At 68.7% G+C, this 17038-nt stretch carries 18 protein-coding genes; 12 read left to right on the top strand and 6 right to left on the bottom strand.

What is annotated here, in order from left to right; genetic code table 11:
* Positions 1–58: 58 nt before the first annotated feature.
* Complete coding sequence (locus BN972_RS02125; RefSeq protein ID WP_036352342.1) at positions 59–883, top strand: SDR family oxidoreductase; 825 nt, start codon at positions 59–61, stop codon at positions 881–883.
* A 4-nt stretch (positions 884–887) separates the two neighbouring features.
* Here BN972_RS02125 and BN972_RS02120 read toward each other — a convergent pair whose 3' ends face one another.
* The 6 genes from BN972_RS02120 to BN972_RS02095 all read right to left on the bottom strand — a co-directional run bounded on the left by BN972_RS02120 (position 888) and on the right by BN972_RS02095 (position 7645).
* Positions 888–2030, bottom strand: coding sequence for a glycosyltransferase family 4 protein (locus BN972_RS02120; protein WP_051544962.1), 1143 nt, complete (start codon positions 2028–2030; stop codon positions 888–890).
* A 67-nt stretch (positions 2031–2097) separates the two neighbouring features.
* Entirely contained in the window at positions 2098–2598 is a 501-nt protein-coding gene (locus BN972_RS02115; protein ID WP_036352341.1) for a DUF3592 domain-containing protein, read from the bottom strand.
* On the bottom strand, positions 2595–4253 hold the full coding sequence (menD, locus tag BN972_RS02110; RefSeq protein WP_036352331.1) for a 2-succinyl-5-enolpyruvyl-6-hydroxy-3-cyclohexene-1-carboxylic-acid synthase: 1659 nt from the start codon (positions 4251–4253) through the stop codon (positions 2595–2597). The genes BN972_RS02115 and menD overlap by 4 nt, the downstream gene beginning before the upstream one ends.
* A 34-nt stretch (positions 4254–4287) precedes the next feature.
* Positions 4288–5076, bottom strand: a complete 789-nt coding sequence (locus tag BN972_RS02105) for an alpha/beta fold hydrolase (RefSeq protein ID WP_036352330.1) — start codon at positions 5074–5076, stop codon at positions 4288–4290.
* Positions 5073–5990, bottom strand: a complete 918-nt coding sequence (locus BN972_RS02100) for an o-succinylbenzoate synthase (protein ID WP_235192412.1) — start codon at positions 5988–5990, stop codon at positions 5073–5075. Before BN972_RS02100 ends, BN972_RS02105 begins: the two co-directional genes overlap by 4 nt.
* Before the next feature lie 53 nt (positions 5991–6043).
* Complete coding sequence (locus BN972_RS02095) at positions 6044–7645, bottom strand: amidohydrolase (protein WP_036352327.1); 1602 nt, start codon at positions 7643–7645, stop codon at positions 6044–6046.
* A gap of 77 nt (positions 7646–7722) precedes the next feature.
* On the opposite strand from BN972_RS02095, the gene fadD8 reads away from it, so the two are divergent.
* From fadD8 to BN972_RS02040, 11 genes are all read left to right on the top strand, one after another.
* Positions 7723–9324 carry a fatty-acid--CoA ligase FadD8 gene (fadD8, locus tag BN972_RS02090; protein WP_036352324.1) on the top strand — a complete coding sequence of 534 codons (1602 nt, stop codon included), beginning with the start codon at positions 7723–7725 and terminating at the stop codon, positions 9322–9324.
* Between the two features lie 97 nt (positions 9325–9421).
* Complete coding sequence (locus tag BN972_RS02085; protein WP_036352321.1) at positions 9422–9871, top strand: nitroreductase family deazaflavin-dependent oxidoreductase; 450 nt, start codon at positions 9422–9424, stop codon at positions 9869–9871.
* Entirely contained in the window at positions 9871–10182 is a 312-nt protein-coding gene (locus BN972_RS02080) for a hypothetical protein (RefSeq protein WP_036352318.1), read from the top strand. The genes BN972_RS02085 and BN972_RS02080 overlap by 1 nt, the downstream gene beginning before the upstream one ends.
* Entirely contained in the window at positions 10179–11081 is a 903-nt protein-coding gene (locus tag BN972_RS02075) for a 1,4-dihydroxy-2-naphthoyl-CoA synthase (RefSeq protein ID WP_036352315.1), read from the top strand. Before BN972_RS02080 ends, BN972_RS02075 begins: the two co-directional genes overlap by 4 nt.
* Before the next feature lie 98 nt (positions 11082–11179).
* Positions 11180–12055 (top strand): SDR family oxidoreductase, encoded by an 876-nt coding sequence (locus BN972_RS02070; RefSeq protein WP_036352313.1) that lies wholly within the window; start codon positions 11180–11182, stop codon positions 12053–12055.
* Between the two features lie 18 nt (positions 12056–12073).
* Positions 12074–12460, top strand: coding sequence for a VOC family protein (locus tag BN972_RS02065; RefSeq protein WP_036352310.1), 387 nt, complete (start codon positions 12074–12076; stop codon positions 12458–12460).
* Between the two features lie 119 nt (positions 12461–12579).
* Positions 12580–13812, top strand: coding sequence for an inorganic phosphate transporter (locus BN972_RS02060; RefSeq protein ID WP_036352307.1), 1233 nt, complete (start codon positions 12580–12582; stop codon positions 13810–13812).
* The gene (locus BN972_RS02055) at positions 13809–14084 is read left to right on the top strand and encodes a hypothetical protein (protein WP_036352305.1); all 276 of its coding nucleotides are present in this window, start codon (positions 13809–13811) and stop codon (positions 14082–14084) included. Before BN972_RS02060 ends, BN972_RS02055 begins: the two co-directional genes overlap by 4 nt.
* A gap of 68 nt (positions 14085–14152) precedes the next feature.
* Positions 14153–14461, top strand: coding sequence for a DUF3349 domain-containing protein (locus BN972_RS02050; RefSeq protein ID WP_036352302.1), 309 nt, complete (start codon positions 14153–14155; stop codon positions 14459–14461).
* A gap of 68 nt (positions 14462–14529) precedes the next feature.
* Positions 14530–15600, top strand: coding sequence for an o-succinylbenzoate--CoA ligase (gene menE, locus BN972_RS02045; RefSeq protein ID WP_235192411.1), 1071 nt, complete (start codon positions 14530–14532; stop codon positions 15598–15600).
* 6 nt (positions 15601–15606) lie between these two features.
* Positions 15607–16959 (top strand): hypothetical protein, encoded by a 1353-nt coding sequence (locus tag BN972_RS02040; protein WP_036352296.1) that lies wholly within the window; start codon positions 15607–15609, stop codon positions 16957–16959.
* Positions 16960–17038 lie beyond the last annotated feature (79 nt).

The raw sequence follows: 17038 nt of genomic DNA, 5'->3' as shown, positions 1-17038 counted from the left end.
ACGCTACCGGCCCGGCGCGCGCGGGAATGCACCGCCGGTCACGGCGTTACATCTTCGCGTGAGCGAAAAAGTTTGGTTTATCACCGGTACCTCGCGCGGCTTCGGACGGGAATGGGCCGCCGCCGCACTCAAACGTGGCGACAAGGTGGCCGCCACCGCACGAAACACGGCGACGCTGGACGACCTCGTCAGCCAATACGGTGACGCGGTGTTGCCGATCCAGCTGGACGTCACCGACCGGGAGGCAGATTTTGCTGCCGTCAAGCAGGCACACGACCACTTCGGACGCCTGGACATCGTGGTCAACAACGCCGGCTACGGGCAGTTCGGGTTCATCGAGGAGCTGACCGAGCACGAGGCTCGCGACCAGATTGAAACGAACGTCTTCGGCGCGCTGTGGATCACCCAGGCGGCGTTGCCGTATCTGCGGGCACAAGGCAGCGGGCACATCATCCAGGTCTCCTCGATCGGCGGCATCAGCGCGTTTCCCGATGTCGGCATCTACCACGCATCCAAGTGGGCGCTGGAAGGTTTCTCCCAGGCGCTGGCCCAGGAGGTCGCGCCGTTCGGCGTGCACGTCACGCTGATTGAACCCGGCGGCTTCGACACGGACTGGAGCGGGTCGTCCTCCAAGCGCGCCGCCCGCCTGCCCGACTACGCCGACGTACACGCCACGCAGGACGAGTGGCGCAAGCAGCGCTGGGCCAAACCCGGCGATCCCTCGGCCTCGGCGGCGGCCGTGCTGAAGGTGGTCGATGCCGAAAACCCGCCGCTGCGAGTGTTTTTCGGGGCTGGGCCGCTGCAGATCGCCAAGGAGGACTACCAGAACCGGCTGCGCACCTGGGAGGAATGGCAGCCCGTCGCCGAACTGGCGCAGGGCTAAGGGCTCAGGCGTAGCGCCGGGTGATGCTTGGCCGCGCCGGAGCGGCAAGCACCGCTTCATAGTGGCCGAGCAGCTCGTCGCAGATGACCGGCCAGCTACGGCCGAGCACGCTGCGCCGCGCCGCCGGGGCGTAGCGCCGGCGTTGCTGCAGCAGGTGCGCCACGGCATTTGGCAGTTGCGCCTTGAACTGTTCCACCGGCAACAACAGCCCGGTCCGGTACGGGGTGACCAGGTCGCGTGGGCCGCCGGCGTCGGGGGCGATGACCGGCAACCCCGACGCCAGCGCTTCCTGCACGACCTGACAGAACGTCTCGTGTTCGCCGGGGTGCACGAAGACGTCCATGCTGGCATATGCCGCGGCGAGCTCGCTGCCGTACAGCGCCCCCGTGAAAACCGCTGCGGGCATTGTTGATTGCAGCTTGGCGCGGTCGATGCCATCGCCGACCACGACGACCTGCACCGAGTCGTCGGCCGCCACACCGGCAAGGCGCTCGACGTGCTTTTCGGGGGCGAGGCGGCCAACAAAGCCGACGATCGGCTTGCCGTGCGGGGACCACCGGCGGCGCAGTGTCTCGTCGCGCGCCGAGGGCGCGAAGCGGATCAGGTCCACTCCCCTGGCCCACCGGTGTACCCGCGGGAAACGCTGTGCGGCAAGGACTTCCATGGTGGGGGTGGAGGGCGCCAGGGTGCGGTCGGCGAGGCTGTGCAGGTGCCGGAACCATGCCCAGGCGGCCCGGGTGGTCATCGGGATGCCGTAGCTGGCGGCGAAACCCGGCACATCGGTCTGATAGACCGCCACCGTCGGTACACCGAGTCGGCGCGCGGCGAGCATGCCGCCGTAGCCGAGCAGCGCCGGTGAAGCCAGATGCACCACGTCCGGATCGAACCCGCGCAGCACCCGCAACATCTTCGGAGTGGGCACGCCCAGCGGCAGCGTTGTTACCTTTGGGAACATCCGTGACGGTGCCCGATGCACCCAGACACCGTCGTGCAGCCGGTCGGCCCGCGGCTCGCCGGCCGGGTTGTCCGGCGCGATGACGATCGCCTGGTGCCCGGTTCGGCGCAGGTGCTCGAGGACCCGAACCACCGAGTTGCTGACACCGTTGACCTGTGGAAGGAACGATTCGGCGACGATCGCAACGCGCACGACACCACGGTGGCAGCGCCGCCTGTCGGAAAGGTTGCCACAGGGATACGCGCCGTGGAAACCAGGGCTACGAACCGGTGCGCTTGTACAGCCGCTTGTCCAGCACCGCGAGCAGCGTCAACGCGATGGCGGCCGCCAACCAGCCGACCACCGCGATCGACCCCGCCGGGATGATCGACAGCCCGGCGTTGCGGTGCTGCACCCGCACCAGGTTGGGGTCGCGCTTGTTGTACTCGACATAGATCCGCATGCCGGTGGCGAGCTCGGAGGGGTAAAGCACCCCCAGTTCGGGCCGATAGGTGACCCGCTCGGGCGTGACGAACTCGATGGTGGAGCGCCGCGGCCCGGCGCTGAGCACCTCGGCCTGCGCCACCCCCATATTGCGTTGGATCGCCAGATCGTTGCGCCACGCGCCGGCCACCAGCAGCACCGATTGCAGGGTCACCAGGAAGGTCACAATGAGCACGGTGATGCGCGCCCAGCGCACCACAATCCTGGCCCTGGTGTCCGGCCTGTCTTCGGTGGTGCCGTGAATCAATATGCGCACCAACCGTTTCAGCGACTTCAAAGGGCCGCCCTGATGGCCGCGTGCAATCGTCGCAGCGATGAGCGGTCCGCCTTGACTTCCAGCACCCGCAATCCCTCGCCGGGCTCGTCGAGGGCGGCGGCCAGCTCCTGGACCTCGATCTGCCGGCTTTCCACGTGGTAGGCGCGGCACAGCGCGCCCACGTCGACGTCGTGCGGGGTGCCGAAGATCCGGGACGAGACATCACTGAAGCGCGGGTCGCCCTGCTCGAGCAGTTCGAAGATCCCGCCGCCGTTGTCGTTGGACACCACTATCGTCAGGCGGCGGGGCGTGGGCTCGGTGGGCCCGATCAGCAGTCCGGAACTGTCGTGCACGAACGTCAGGTCACCGATCAGCGCGACGGTACGGGGCGGGTCCTCCTGGCAGCCGACGCGCTCGTGCGCCAACGCGGCGCCGATCGCGGTGGACACTGTCCCGTCGATGCCGGCGACGCCGCGGTTGGACCGCACCTGGATGCCGTGGGTGTCCAGCGCGACCAGCGCAGCGTCCCGCACCGGGTTCGACGCCCCCAGCACCAGTTGGTCACCGGGCCGCAGCGCATCGGCCACGGCGGCGGCGACATGCAGGCCGGTGGTCAGCGGGTGTTCGGCCAGCTGGGTGCGCACCGCGGTGACCGCCTGCTGGTGCAGCTCGGCACAGCGGCGCAGCCAGGCGGGGTTGGGCGCTCCCGAGGTGACGGCCCGGGTGCCGTTGGCCTGGGAGTTGCCCGACACGTCCGGCCAGCGCGGACCCGTCGTCAGCGCATACACCGGCACGCTGGGGTCGGCCAGCAGCGCCGAGACCGGGCGGTGCAGGGTCGGCCGGCCGAGCATGATCACCTGCTGGGGACGCAACAGCGGCAGCGCGAGGGGATGCAACGGGTTGGCGACCGGCGGTGCCGTCGGCTCGGCGACGGTCGGCAGTTCCGCGAGATTTGGGTAGCTGCCCGCGCCGTGCCCGGCGATGACGATGGTGTCGGGCGTGAGGTCGATGTCGAGCGGTTGGTCGAAGGTGACCGGCGGCGTGTAGGTCCAGGGCTTGCCGTCGGGGCGTCCGGGCGGGGTGGGCGCGTTCAGGTGTTCGGGGTCGGGCACCAGGGGTTCCCGCAGCGGGATGTCGAAATGCACCGGCCCGGCGTTGGCGGTGCGAGAACCCATGGCCGCCACCAAAACTCGGCTGGTGGCAGAGCGCCAGGTGGCGTTCAGGGCGGGAATCCGTTCGGGGGCGTCTTCGGCCAGACCCAGGCTGATGGTGGCGCGCACCTGCGACCCGAAGTAGCCCAACTGCTCCATGGTCTGGTTGGCGCCGGTGCCCAGCATTTCGTAGGGCCGGTTGGCGGACAGCACGATCAGCGGCACCCGGGCGTAGTTGGCTTCAACGACCGCGGGTCCGAGGTTGGCCACCGCGGTGCCCGAGGTCATCGCGATGCACACCGGCGCAGGACCGTTTGGGGCCCCGATGGCCAACCCGATGGCCAGGTAGCCTGCGGTGCGCTCGTCGATGCGCACGTGCAACCGCAGCCGGCCGGTCCGGTCGGCGTCGTGCAGGGCGAACGCCAGCGGTGCGTTTCGGGAGCCGGGGCACAGCACCACGTCGCGCACGCCACCCCGGATCAATTCGTCGACGACGACGCGCGCCTGGGTCGTCGAGGGGTTCACTACTACAGAGTGTCACAACCTGCGTCGCAGCGGCTTAGGCCTTCATCCCGGCGAAGAACCTCAGCATCGCCGCATTCACCGCGTCCGGGCGTTCCAGGAAGCCCAGATGACCGGTGTCGGGGATCTGCAGGTAGCGGCCGTTGGGCAGCGCGTCGGCGACCTCGCGGCCCAGGTAGGGCGGCGTGATCACGTCGTCGGAGAAGCCGACGACCAGCACGGGCGCGGCGATGGTGCGGTAGACCGGCAGCCGATTGGTCAGCGGCGCGACGTCCAGCTGGGTGCGGAAACCCGGCGTGAGTTTGGTGGGCCACATGCTGAACATCGCGATCCAGTCCGCGACGGCGGCGTCGTCGTTGAGGGTCTTGCGGGAAAAGCTTTCCAGCAGCCGGTTTTTCGCGTCATAGGTGGGCGGCAGCCCGGGTCCGGCCGCGTCCAGGTCGACCTCGGCCTGGTGGAAGAACTGCCGGGTCCGGTCCAGGCGACCGCGGGTAGCCATCAGCACGGCGGAGCTGACCAGTTCGGACCGGACCACCATGAGTTCCTGGGCGATGAACGAACCCATCGACACCCCCACCAGACGTACCGGCCCGAGATCCAGGGATTCGATCAGTGCCGCGGTGTCGGCCACCATGGTCTGGGCCGTGAAACCCGCGGCGTTCTCGGTGGCGCCGATGCCGCGATTGTCGAACGTGACACAGCGATACCCGGCGGCCAGGAACGCCGGCACCTGGTGCAGGTGCCAGGTGCGTCCGGCGCCACCGCGCCCGGAAATGAAGACAACCGGCTCACCGGTCCCCTTGTCGTCGTAAGCCAGGTTGATCACCCGAACGACGGTACAAGCAACGGGTAGCAAACCTTGACTCGGTCAATCCACCACTGCCGCCGGTCCCCCGGCGCCGCCAAGGCCGCCAACCGCGCCGGTTCGGGTGTCACTGGTTCGACTCCCAGGAACCCGTCGACGGGCACGGCGGGCGCGGCGACGTCGTCGACGAACAACCGTCCGGTGCCCAGCCCACAGGCGTGCCGCAGCTCCGGCAGGGCCGCGGCGGCGAGCAGACCGCGGCCGATCCCGACCGCCGAATCCAGCGCGCTGGAGACCACGATCGGAATGTCGATCTGCCCGGCGATCTCGAGCATCTTCGAAATCCCGCCCAGCGGAGCCACTTTCAGGACCGCGACGTCGGCCGCACCGGCGCGGACCACGGCCAGCGGGTCGTCGGCCTTGCGGATACTTTCATCGACGGCGATCGGCACGTCGACGCGACGCCGCAGTTCGGCAAGCTCGGCGACGGCGGCGCAGGGCTGTTCGAGGTATTCCAGCGGGCCGTCGGCCGTCAGTGCGGCGGCGGCCACGGCGGCGCTTTCGACATCCCAGCCGCCGTTGGCGTCCACCCGCACGGTCGGGACCAATGCCCGCGTCGCATTCACCCGCTGCACATCCTGCGCCAGGTTCTGGCCCGGCTCGGCGACCTTGACCTTGGCGGTGCGGGCCCCAGGGAAACGCGCCAACACCTCGGGCACCTCGGCGGCGGTGACCGCCGGCACCGTCGCGTTGATCGCGATCCGGTCCCGGCGCGAGGGCGGCGGCTGTTGGTAGGCCGCCTCGATCGCTGAGGCGAGCCAGTGCGCGGCCTCGGGCGGCTCGTACTCCACGAAGGCCCCGAACTCGCCCCAGCCGGCCGGGCCCTCGATCAGCGCCAGCTCGCGGGTGGTGATGCCGCGGAAGCGGACCCGCATGGGCAGGGCAACGACGTGCAGGCGGTCCAGCAGGTCGGACAGCGTCGGGGTCACTACGGATAGACCTGCCGGCCGGCCAGGTAGGTCGCCCGTATGTCCAGGTCGGCGATCTGCTCGGGTGGGACCGTCCGCGGATCGGCCGACAACACCACCAGGTCGGCGTACTTGCCGACCTCCAGCGAGCCGATCACGTCGTCGGCGAACAGCTGCCACGCTGCGTCGATGGTCTGGGCCCGGATCGCCTGCTCGACGGTGAGCCGCTCCTGGGGCGCGAGTACCCGTCCGCTCGGGGCCACCCGGGTGGCGGCGACGCTGATGTTGCGCAGCGGCTCCTCGGGCGTCACCGGTGGGTCATTGTGCAGCGAGATGCGCATCCCGGTGGCCACGGCCGACCCGGCCGGCATCCAGCGGCTGCCGCGTTCGGGCCCGAACAGGCCGTCGACGATGATGTCGCCCCAGTAGTGGATCTGGTCGACGAAGATGCTGCAGGTGACGCCCAGCGCGGCGGCCCGCTGCAGCTGCTCGGGCCGGATGGCGCCGACGTGTTCGAGTCTTAACCGATGGTCGTCGCGCGGGTGTTGGCGCAGCGCCTCTTCGTAGACGTCCAGGATGGTGTCCACCCCGGCGTCGCCCTGCACGTGGCAGGCCATCTGCCAGCCCAGCGGCAGGTAGGCGCCGACGATCTCGGTCAGCTGCTCCCTGGTGTAGTTGGCGCAGCCGCAGGACCCGGGCTGGATGCCCGCGCTGCGGGTGGCCGGGGTATCCAGGTAGGGAAACGACAGCGCAATGTTGCCGATCCACGGCGAGCCGTCCACCCAAATCTTGATGCCGACCTGGCGCAGCATGTCGTCGCCGTCGCCCGGCGTGGCGTCGGTGGACATCTGCGCGTTGGACACCTCATAGGTGCGCAGCCGCACGGTCAGGTCGTTGTGTAGCTGCTCGACCAGCGGCTTGAACTTCGGGTCAAAGGCCATCTCGGAGCAAGTGGTGAGCCCGGCCCGGTTGAGCCGGGCACATTCGGCGCGCAGCATGTCCGGGTAGCTGCCGGCTGAGACGGCGCCGCCCAGTAGCGGGAACACGGCGCCGATCTCCTCGGCGGTGCCGTCGAGTTCGCCGCCGGCGTCGCGGCCGTATTTGGCGCCCTTGGGGTCCGGGGTGTCGCGGGTCAGGCCGTTGGCTTGCGCCGCACGGGAGTTGAAGTAGGCCTTGTGCCCGGAATTGTGAATGATCACCAACGGGCCGTCCGGTGCGACATCGTCAAGCCAGCTCAGCGTGGGGTCCGGCAGTCCCGGCTGCAGCAGGGCGTCCCAGCCGTTGAGGTAGGCGCCCTCGGCTCCGCGTCTGGCAACCTCGCGCCGAATGGTGTCGACGACCTGCGCGGGGTCGCGAACGGTCACCGGACGGATGTCGACGATCCGATCCGACAGCGCGACCGCTTCCATCAGCGGATGGCCGTGCGCCTCAACGAAACCCGGCATGACGCAGCCGTCGCCGATGTCGATGCGACGGGTTTTTTCGCCTGCGTGGGATTCGACGTCGGAACGGTCGCCGATGGCGACGATTCGCCCGTCGGCAATCGCGATCGCCTCGGCGGTGGGCCGGTTTTCATCTACGGTGAGGACGGTTCCGGTAATGACGACATCTGCGGCGACCATGGGCAGTAACCCTACTGATAAGTGCGCTGCGCAAGGGTGCGGCCGAGCGGAATTGCAACACGTTCTAATCTGACCTTATGAGTGACGATCTGTTGCGCAATCCGACCCACAATGGCCACCTGCTCGCCGGCGCGCTCAAGCGCCACAAGAACAGGCCGGTGCTGTTCCTCGGCGATACCACGCTGACCGGCGGTCAGCTGGCCGAGCGGATCAGCCAGTACGTCCAGGCGTTCGAGGCGCTCGGCGCGGGCACCGGCGTGACGGTGGGTCTGCTGTCGCTGAATCGGCCCGAAGTCCTGATGATCCTCGGTGCCAGCCAGACACAGGGTTACCGGCGCACCGCCCTGCATCCGCTCGGCTCCCTGGACGACCATGCCTATGTGCTGTCGGACTGCGGCGCCAGCTCGCTGATCATCGATCCGAATCCCATGTTCGTCGAGCGTGCGCTTGGACTGCTGGAGAAGGTGGACTCGCTCAAGCAGATCCTGACCATCGGCCCGGTGCCCGAGGCGTTGGCGGGTGTGGCCGTCGACCTGTCCGCCGAAGCCGCCAAGTACGACCCGCAGCCGCTGGTGGTGGCGGATCTGCCGCCGGACCACATCGGCGGCATGGCCTACACCGGCGGTACCACCGGCAAGCCCAAGGGCGTGATGGGTACCACCGGCAACATCGCCGCCATGACCCAGATCCAGCTCGCCGAATGGGAGTGGCCCGAGCACCCGCGGTTTCTGATGTGCACGCCGCTGTCCCACGCGGGTGCGGCGTTCTTCACCCCCACCGTCGTCAAAGGCGGCGAGATGGTGGTGCTGGCCAAATTCGACCCAGGCGAAGTCTTGAGAGTAATTGAGGAGCAACGCATTACGGCCACCATGCTGGTGCCGTCGATGCTGTATGCCCTGATGGATCACCCGGATTCGCACACCCGGGACCTGTCGTCGCTGGAGACCGTGTACTACGGCGCCTCGGCGATCAACCCGGTGCGGCTGGCCGAGGCGATCCGCCGGTTCGGCCCCATCTTCGCCCAGTACTACGGCCAGTCGGAGGCGCCGATGGTGATCACCTACCTTGCCAAGGCCGATCACGACGAGAAGCGGCTGACCTCCTGCGGGCGCCCGACGCTGTTCGCCCGGGTGGCGCTGCTCGGCGAGGACGGCAAGCCGGTGCCGCAGGGCGAACCAGGCGAAATCTGTGTCAGCGGACCGCTTTTGGCCGCCGGCTACTGGAACAAGCCGGAGGCGACGGCAGAGACATTCAAAGACGGCTGGCTGCACACCGGCGACATGGCCCGCGAGGACGAGGACGGCTTCTACTTCATCGTCGACCGGGTCAAGGACATGATCGTCACCGGCGGCTTCAACGTATTCCCCCGCGAGGTCGAGGACGTGATCGCCGAGCACCCGTCCGTCGCGCAGGTGTGTGTGGTGGGCACGCCGGACGAGAAGTGGGGCGAGGCCGTCACCGCGGTGGTGGTGTTGCGCGCCGACGCGGCCCGCGACGACGCGGCGATCGAAGCCATGACCGCCGAGGTTCAGGCCGCGGTCAAGGAGCGCAAGGGTTCGGTGCAGTCGCCGAAGCGGGTGGTGGTTGTCGACGCGCTGCCGTTGACCGGGTTGGGCAAGCCGGACAAAAAGGCCGTGCGCGCGCAGTTCTGGGAGGGCGCCGGCCGCGCGGTCGGCTAGTAGCTTGCGCGAGCAGACGCTGCCGCACCTTTCTCACGGCGTGTCGGGGCGCTTTCGCGTCTGCTCGGCACAGGAAGGTGACGGCTACGCTGGCGGCATGGCTGAGCGGATCAAACCCCCGTGGTGGCTGAAGCCCGCGAACAAAGTCTTCATCCGGATGTCGAAGCTGGGCATGAAGTTCGGCGGCGAGAGCCCGGTGGTGCTGACGGTCCCCGGCCGCAAGTCCGGCAAGCCCCGCTCGACACCGATCACCCCGATGAACTTCGAGGGCCACCGCTATGTCGTGGGCGGCTTCCCTGGTGCCGACTGGGTTCAAAACGTCAGGGCCGCAAGCGAAGTCACGCTGCAGCGGGGCCGCACCGCCGAACGCGTCCGGCTCGTCGAACTCTCACCCGAGGACGCCAAGCCGGTGCTGCGGGCGTTTCCCGACGAGGTCCCGACCGGCGTCAGTTTCATGAAGCGGGCCGGACTCATCAGCGAAGGCCGGCCCGAGGAGTTCGAGGCGCTGGCCGGACGCTGCGCGGTGTTCCGGTTCGATCCGGTTTGATGCTGCGCCCGCTGCTCGTCGTACCGTTGGCCGTGGCCTTCCTTGCGTTGCCCGCGCCTCGGGCCGTCGCCGCGCCGGGTTGCGCACCCGGCGGCAGCCCGGCGCCGCCCGGGGCCGCGGAACGCGAGGTCGGCGATCTGGACGGGGATGGGTTGCCGGACACCGAGATCGACCTGAACGGCACCGTGGCGTCCACCGGGCGGTCGGACACACTGACCGCCGCGTCCGCGCAGGATCCCGTGGTGACGAGCGCTCAGACGATCAGCTGCGGCGACCTCACCATCAACCAGGACGGAGTTCAAGAGCCTTGAGCGACAACCCATTCGATGCGACACAGTGGCGACTCGTCGACGGGTTCGACGACCTGACCGACATCACCTACCACCGCCATGTGCAGGACGCCACGGTGCGGGTGGCGTTCGACCGCCCGGAGGTGCGCAACGCGTTCCGGCCGCAGACCGTCGACGAGCTGTATCGGGTGCTCGACCACGCCCGGATGTCCCCCGACGTGGGAGTGGTGCTGCTGACCGGCAACGGGCCCTCGCCGAAGGACGGCGGCTGGGCGTTCTGCTCGGGGGGCGATCAGCGGATCCGAGGACGCAGCGGCTACCAGTACGCCAGCGGTGAGACCGCCGACACCGTGGACGCGGCGCGGGCCGGCCGGCTGCACATCCTCGAGGTGCAGCGGCTGATCCGGTTCATGCCCAAGGTGGTGATCTGTCTGGTCAACGGATGGGCCGCCGGCGGCGGGCACAGCCTCCATGTGGTTTGCGACCTCACGTTGGCCAGCTGCGAGCACGCCCGGTTCAAGCAGACCGACGCCGACGTGGGAAGTTTCGACGGCGGCTTCGGCAGTGCCTATTTGGCCCGTCAGGTGGGGCAGAAATTCGCCCGGGAGATCTTCTTCCTGGGCCGGCCCTACACCGCCGAGCAGATGCACCAGATGGGCGCGGTCAACGAGGTGGTCGACCACGCGGACCTGGAAAGCGTGGGCGTGCAGTGGGCGGCCGAGATCAACGCCAAATCGCCACAGGCGCAGCGCATGTTGAAGTTTGCGTTCAACCTGCTCGACGACGGCCTGGTTGGTCAGCAGCTGTTCGCCGGGGAAGCGACCCGGCTGGCCTATATGACCGACGAGGCCGTCGAGGGCCGCGACGCGTTCCTGCAGAAGCGGCCGCCCGACTGGAGTCCCTTCCCGCGCTACTTCTGAGCCGCGGCTCGCCGAGCGTCACGCCAGGGTGGTGGTCGGCGCCCAACGTCACCCTGGCGTGACGCTCGACACCCTAAAGCCCCTCCTAGACTCTTAGCGTGAGTAAGAGTCCACTGCGGCGATTGACCGACCAGCTGGTCCTGGCCAGCATGCGCCCACCCGCGTCGCCCCAGGTGCTGGTGAACCGTCCCGCAACCAAGCCCGTCGACCTCGACGGCAAGCGCATCCTGCTGACCGGCGCGTCGTCGGGCATCGGGGAGGCGGCGGCTGGGCAGTTCGCCGAGCGCGGCGCCACCGTCGTCGTCGTCGCCCGCCGCCGGGACCTGCTCGACGACCTGGCCCACCGCATCACTGCCGCTGGGGGCACGGCGATGTCCATCCCGTGCGACGTGTCCGACATGGCTGCGGTCGATGCGCTGGTCGCCGACGTCGAGAAGCGCATCGGCGGAGTCGACATCCTGATCAACAACGCCGGGCGGTCCATCCGCCGTCCGCTGGAGCAGTCGCTGGAACGCTGGCACGACGTCGAGCGGACGATGGTGCTCAACTACTACGCGCCGCTGCGGCTCATTCGCGGGCTGGCGCCCGGGATGATCGAACGCGGCGACGGCCACATCATCAACGTCTCTACGTGGGGTGTGCTCAATGAGGCCGCGCCGCTGTTCTCGGTCTACAACGCCTCGAAGGCGGCGCTGACGTCCGTAACCCGGATAGCCGAGACCGAGTGGGGCCCCAAGGGTGTGCACTCGACGGCGCTGTACTACCCGCTGGTGGCGACGCCGATGATCGCGCCGACCAAGGCGTACGAGGGCATGCCCGCCCTGACCTCAGAAGAAGCCGCCGAATGGATGATCACCGCCGCCCGCACGCGGCCGGTGCAGATCGCCCCCCGGATGGCAATAGCGGCCAAGGCGCTGAACACCGTCGGCCCGCGCTGGGTCAACACGCTCATGCAGCGGCGCCCGACCACCTAGGCGTGCTAGACACGAGTGATGGAGATTCTGGCGAGCAGGATGCTCCTGCGGCCGGCCGACTATGAGCGCTCGTTGCAGTTCTACCGCGACGAAATCGGGCTGGCGATTGCCCGCGAATACGGGGCGGGCACCGTCTTCTTCGCCGGTCAGTCTTTGCTGGAGCTGGCCGGCTACGGCGAGCCGGATCACTCTCGGGGCCCCTTCCCGGGGGCGCTGTGGCTGCAGGTGCGTGACCTGGAAGCGACCCAGGCCGAACTCCGCGGCCGGGGCGTGTCGATAGCCCGCGAGGCACGCCGCGAACCGTGGGGCCTGCACGAGATGCACGTAATCGATCCCGACGGTGTCACGCTCATTTTCATTGAGGTGCCCAAGGGCCATCCGCTACGCGAAGACACCCGCCAATGAGCGCGGACGAACCCAGGGTGAACTGATAGGTAACATCTGGCGACGACTCGCGATATTCCTGCATTTCGCCTAATCAATCGTTCGACAAGCGATACTCCCGACCACAAGAATCAGGGCCTGTGAACATCCAGTTGTTCCTCTTGATCATCGTCGTGATCACGGCGCTGGCTTTCGACTTCACCAACGGCTTTCACGACACCGGCAACGCGATGGCGACGTCCATCGCCAGTGGCGCGCTGGCTCCCAAGGCGGCGGTGGCGCTCTCGGCGGTGCTGAACCTGATCGGCGCGTTCCTGTCCACGGCCGTGGCGGCGACGATCGCCAAGGGCTTGATCGACGCGAATCTGGTCACCCTCGAGCTGGTGTTCGCAGGCCTGGTCGGTGGCATCGTCTGGAATTTGCTGACCTGGCTGCTCGGTATCCCCTCGAGTTCCTCGCACGCGCTGATCGGCGGCATTGTCGGCGCGACGATCGCGGCGGTCGGCGGGCACGGCGTGATCTGGAAGGGCGTGGTCTCCAAGGTCGTCATCCCAGCCGTCATCGCCGCGGCGCTGGCCATCGTGGTCGGGGCGGCCGCCACCTGGCTGGTGTACCGGATCACCCGCGGCGTCGGGGACCAGCGCACCGAGGCAGGTCTCCGGCGCGGTCAGATCGGCTCGGCGTCGCTGGTGTCGCTGGCCCACGGCACCAACGACGCGCAGAAGACGATGGGCGTGATCTTCCTGGCGCTGATGTCCTACGGATCGGTGAGCAAGACCGCCAGCATGCCGCCGCTGTGGGTGATCGTGTGCTGCGCGGTGGCGATGGCCGGCGGTACCTACCTGGGCGGCTGGCGGATCATCCGCACGCTGGGCAAGGGACTGGTCGAGATCAAGTCGCCGCAGGGCATGGCCGCCGAATCATCCTCGGCCGCAGTCATTCTGTTGTCGGCCCACTTCGGTTACGCGCTGTCCACGACGCAGGTGTGCACCGGGTCGGTGCTGGGCAGCGGGGTGGGCAAGCCCGGCGCCGAGGTGCGCTGGGGGGTGGCCGGCCGGATGGCGACCGCGTGGCTGGTGACGCTGCCCCTGTCGGGGCTGGTGGGCGCGCTCACCTACTGGATCGTGCACCTCATCGGCGGCTACCCCGGTGCGATCATCGGCTTCTTGCTGCTGATCGCGGTCGCTGCGACCATCTACCTGCGCTCGCGTCGGGTCAAGGTGGACCACAAGAACGTCAACGCCGAGTGGGAAGGCAATCTGACGGCGGGGCTGGATGGCCCCGACCTACCGCCACCGCACGTCATGGGCCCTAAGCCGGGTGCTTCGGCACCCGAATCCGACGGCCAGGTCCCGGCGCGGAGCGCCTCGTGAACGCCTGGTTCAACATCGAAGCGACCGGCAAGATCCTGCTGTTCAGCCTGCTGGCCGGGGCGGCGCTGCCGGGACTGTTCGCCCTCGGGGTGCGGTTGCAAGCCGCTGGGGCGAACAACGCGGGTGGCAGGGCGCGCCCGTTGCTGTCGGCGGTGGGATGGCTGATCTACGCGCTGGTGGCGGTGGTGGTGATCCTGGGCGTGCTCTACATCGCCAGAGATTTCATCGCCCACCACACGCACTATCCCTTCCTGGGTGCCAAGCCAGCGTGACGCCGCATCCTCCTCATGCGTTTAACATGGGAATCTGTTGAATCTTCGGCGGGTGAGTTGATCGCAGAATGAACCGATTCCTCAGTTCGATCGTTGCGTGGCTGCGGGCGGGGTATCCCGAAGGCATTCCGCCGACGGATTCCTTTGCCGTGCTTGCCTTATTGGCGCGGCGGTTGACCAACGACGAGATCCGGACGGTCGCCGACGAACTGACTCGCCGCGGCGACCTGCAGATCGACAACATCGACATCGGCGTCGCGATCACTCAGCACACCGATGAGCTTCCATCTCCCGAGGACATCGAGCGGGTCCGCGTCCGGCTCGCCGCCCAGGGTTGGCCGCTCGACGACGCACGCGAAAACGGGGACCGCGCATAGCCGTCCTGCGGGCGGTGCCCGTTCCCCCGGGCTCAGCGACCCGTGTGTTGTTACCCGCGCTGCAGCGGGTGCTCGACGGGCAAGACTCGGCGATGGTCGCGGTGCCCGACGATGCTGCCGTACCCGGTTTGCGGATCGGTGAAGACATCGACGATGACGTGGCCCTGGTGGTGACGACGTCCGGGACCACCGGTGCACCCAAGGGCGCGTTGCTGACCGCGGCAGCTCTGACGGCAAGCGCCGAGGCCACCTGCGAACGGCTCGGCGGGCCGGGGCGCTGGCTGTTGGCCATCCCGCCGTATCACATCGCCGGGTTGCAGGTCTTGGTCCGCAGCGTCCTGGCCGGCACCACCCCGGTGGAGCTGAATGTGTCCGCCGGGTTCGATATCGACGAATTACCCTCCGCAATCGCGGGTTTGGGAGCGGGTAGGCGCTACACGTCGCTGGTCGCCGCCCAGTTGGCCAAGGCGCTCAGCCACCCCGGCGCCACCGCCGCGCTCGCCGAGCTGGACGCCATCCTGCTCGGTGGCGGGCCCGCACCGCGGCCCGTGCTCGATGCCGCCGCGTCAGCCGGCATCCACGTGGTGCGCACCTACGGAATGAGCGAGACCGCGGGCGGATGCGTCTACGACGGTATTCCGCTGAGCGGGGTGGGCCTGCGCATCCGCCCCGACGGCCGCATCATGCTGGGCGGGGACACGCTGGCCAAGGGCTATCGCAACCCGGTGATCCCCGACCCGTTCGCCGAGCCCGGTTGGTTCCTGACCGACGACCTCGGCGCCGTGACCGAGTCCGGCGAACTCATCGTGCTGGGCCGCGTGGACGACGCGATCAGCACCGGCGGGTTGACCGTGCTGCCCGGTCCGGTGGAAACCGTCCTGGCCGACCATCCCGCGGTGCGCGACTGCGCCGTGTTCGGGGTGCCCGACGAACGCCTGGGCCAGCGAGTGGCGGCCGCCGTGGTCGTGGACGCGGACGCCGCGGCACCGTCGCTGAAAGAGCTGCGCACCCACGTCGCGCGCACACTCGACAGCACCGCCGCACCGCGCGAGTTGCACATCGTCGAGGAATTGCCGCGCCGCGGCATCGGCAAGGTGGACCGGGCCGCATTGATACGGCGGTTCGGGTCAATAGGCTGACCTGTCGTGAGGATCGCCCGCCGGGAAAAGGCCTCGGTCGCGGCCGCGGTCGTCCTGGTGGTGGCGGCGTTCGCACTGCCGCGGATGCACCTGGGCATCGACCCGCGCCGGGATACCGGGCTGGACCGGTTCGCCGAGCACGCCGGCGCCACGCCGATCTTTGGCTACTGGGACATCCACGCCGGGTGGGGCACCGTGGCGGCCGCCCTGCTGGCGGCCGCCGCTGTGTATTGGGGTCCGGTTGTGGCGCAACGGCTTTCCTGGCGCACGCTGACGCTGGGAACCTGGGCGACGGCATGTGTTTGGGCGTTCTCGCTGGCGATGATCGACGGCTTCGAGCGTGGCTTTGCGCAGCGCCTGACCGGCCGGGACGAATATCTGTGGGAGGTGCCCGGGATCACCGACATTGCGGCGACGATGCGCACGTTCTCCAGCCGAATCCTGGATTTCCAGCCGCACTCCTGGACCACACACGTGTCCGGACATCCACCTGGCGCACTGCTGACGTTTGTGTGGCTGGACCGCATCGGCCTGCACGGGGGCGCCTTTGCGGGCCTGCTGTGCCTGCTCGCGGGTTCCAGTGCGGCGGCCGCCGTCCTGGTGGCGGTGCGCGCCGTGGCCGACGAAGCCACCGCCCGGCGGGCGGCCCCGTTCCTGGCCGTGGCGCCGACGGCGATCTGGGTTGCGGTGTCGGCCGACGGCTACTTCGCCGGCGTGGCGGCCTGGGGCATCGCCCTGCTGGCGCTGGCGGTGCGCGGCGAGACGCGGTTCCCGGCATTGGTGGGGGGTGCGGCCGGAATGGCGCTGGGCTGGGGCATCTTCCTCAGCTACGGTCTGGTGCTGATGGGCTTGCCGGCGTTGGCGGTGCTGGCCTCGGCGGCGAACTGGCGGGCCGCGCTGCGCGTGCTGGTCCCCGCCGTGTTGGCCGCGGTGGCGGTGGCGGTGAGCTTCGCCGTGGCCGGCTTCTACTGGTTCGACGGCTACGAGTTGGTGCAACAACGCTATTGGCAGGGGATCGCGAAGGACCGGCCCTTCCAATACTGGGTTTGGGGGAACCTGGCCTGCGTGGTGTGTGCCATCGGCCTGGGCAGTGTCGCCGGACTCGGTCGAGCATTCGACCCGGCCGCGATCCGCCGCCGGTCCGGCCTGCACCTGCTCCTGCTGGCGGCGGTGGTCGCGATCTGCTGCGCGGATCTGAGCATGCTCAGTAAGGCCGAGACGGAACGGATCTGGTTGCCGTTCACCATTTGGCTGACCGCGGCGCCCGCGCTGCTGCCGGTGCGCTCGCACCGGGTATGGCTGGCGCTCAACGCCATTGGAGCACTGGTGCTGAACAGTGTGATTTTCACGAACTGGTAGCCACTGGGACCGCCGAACCGAACCACACGGAGAAATGCGGCGCAAAAATCCGCAGCCAGGTTCGACTCGCGGAAACCGG

The sequence above is a fragment of the Mycobacterium asiaticum DSM 44297 genome (assembly GCF_000613245.1).
GTDB lineage: Bacteria > Actinomycetota > Actinomycetes > Mycobacteriales > Mycobacteriaceae > Mycobacterium > Mycobacterium asiaticum.
Note: the sequence above shows the minus strand (reverse complement) of the source record. Positions and strands in the feature narration are given on the sequence as shown.

Coding starts and splice junctions, on each gene's coding strand:
- BN972_RS02080 (WP_036352318.1), top strand. CDS start 9,871: ATGCTGCGCCCGCTGCTCGTCGTACCGTTGGCCGTGGCCTTCCTTGCG.
- BN972_RS02095 (WP_036352327.1), bottom strand. CDS start 7,645: ATGGTCGCCGCAGATGTCGTCATTACCGGAACCGTCCTCACCGTAGAT.
- fadD8 (WP_036352324.1), top strand. CDS start 7,723: ATGAGTGACGATCTGTTGCGCAATCCGACCCACAATGGCCACCTGCTC.
- BN972_RS02065 (WP_036352310.1), top strand. CDS start 12,074: ATGGAGATTCTGGCGAGCAGGATGCTCCTGCGGCCGGCCGACTATGAG.
- BN972_RS02085 (WP_036352321.1), top strand. CDS start 9,422: ATGGCTGAGCGGATCAAACCCCCGTGGTGGCTGAAGCCCGCGAACAAA.
- BN972_RS02050 (WP_036352302.1), top strand. CDS start 14,153: ATGAACCGATTCCTCAGTTCGATCGTTGCGTGGCTGCGGGCGGGGTAT.
- BN972_RS02100 (WP_235192412.1), bottom strand. CDS start 5,990: ATGCGGGTCCGCTTCCGCGGCATCACCACCCGCGAGCTGGCGCTGATC.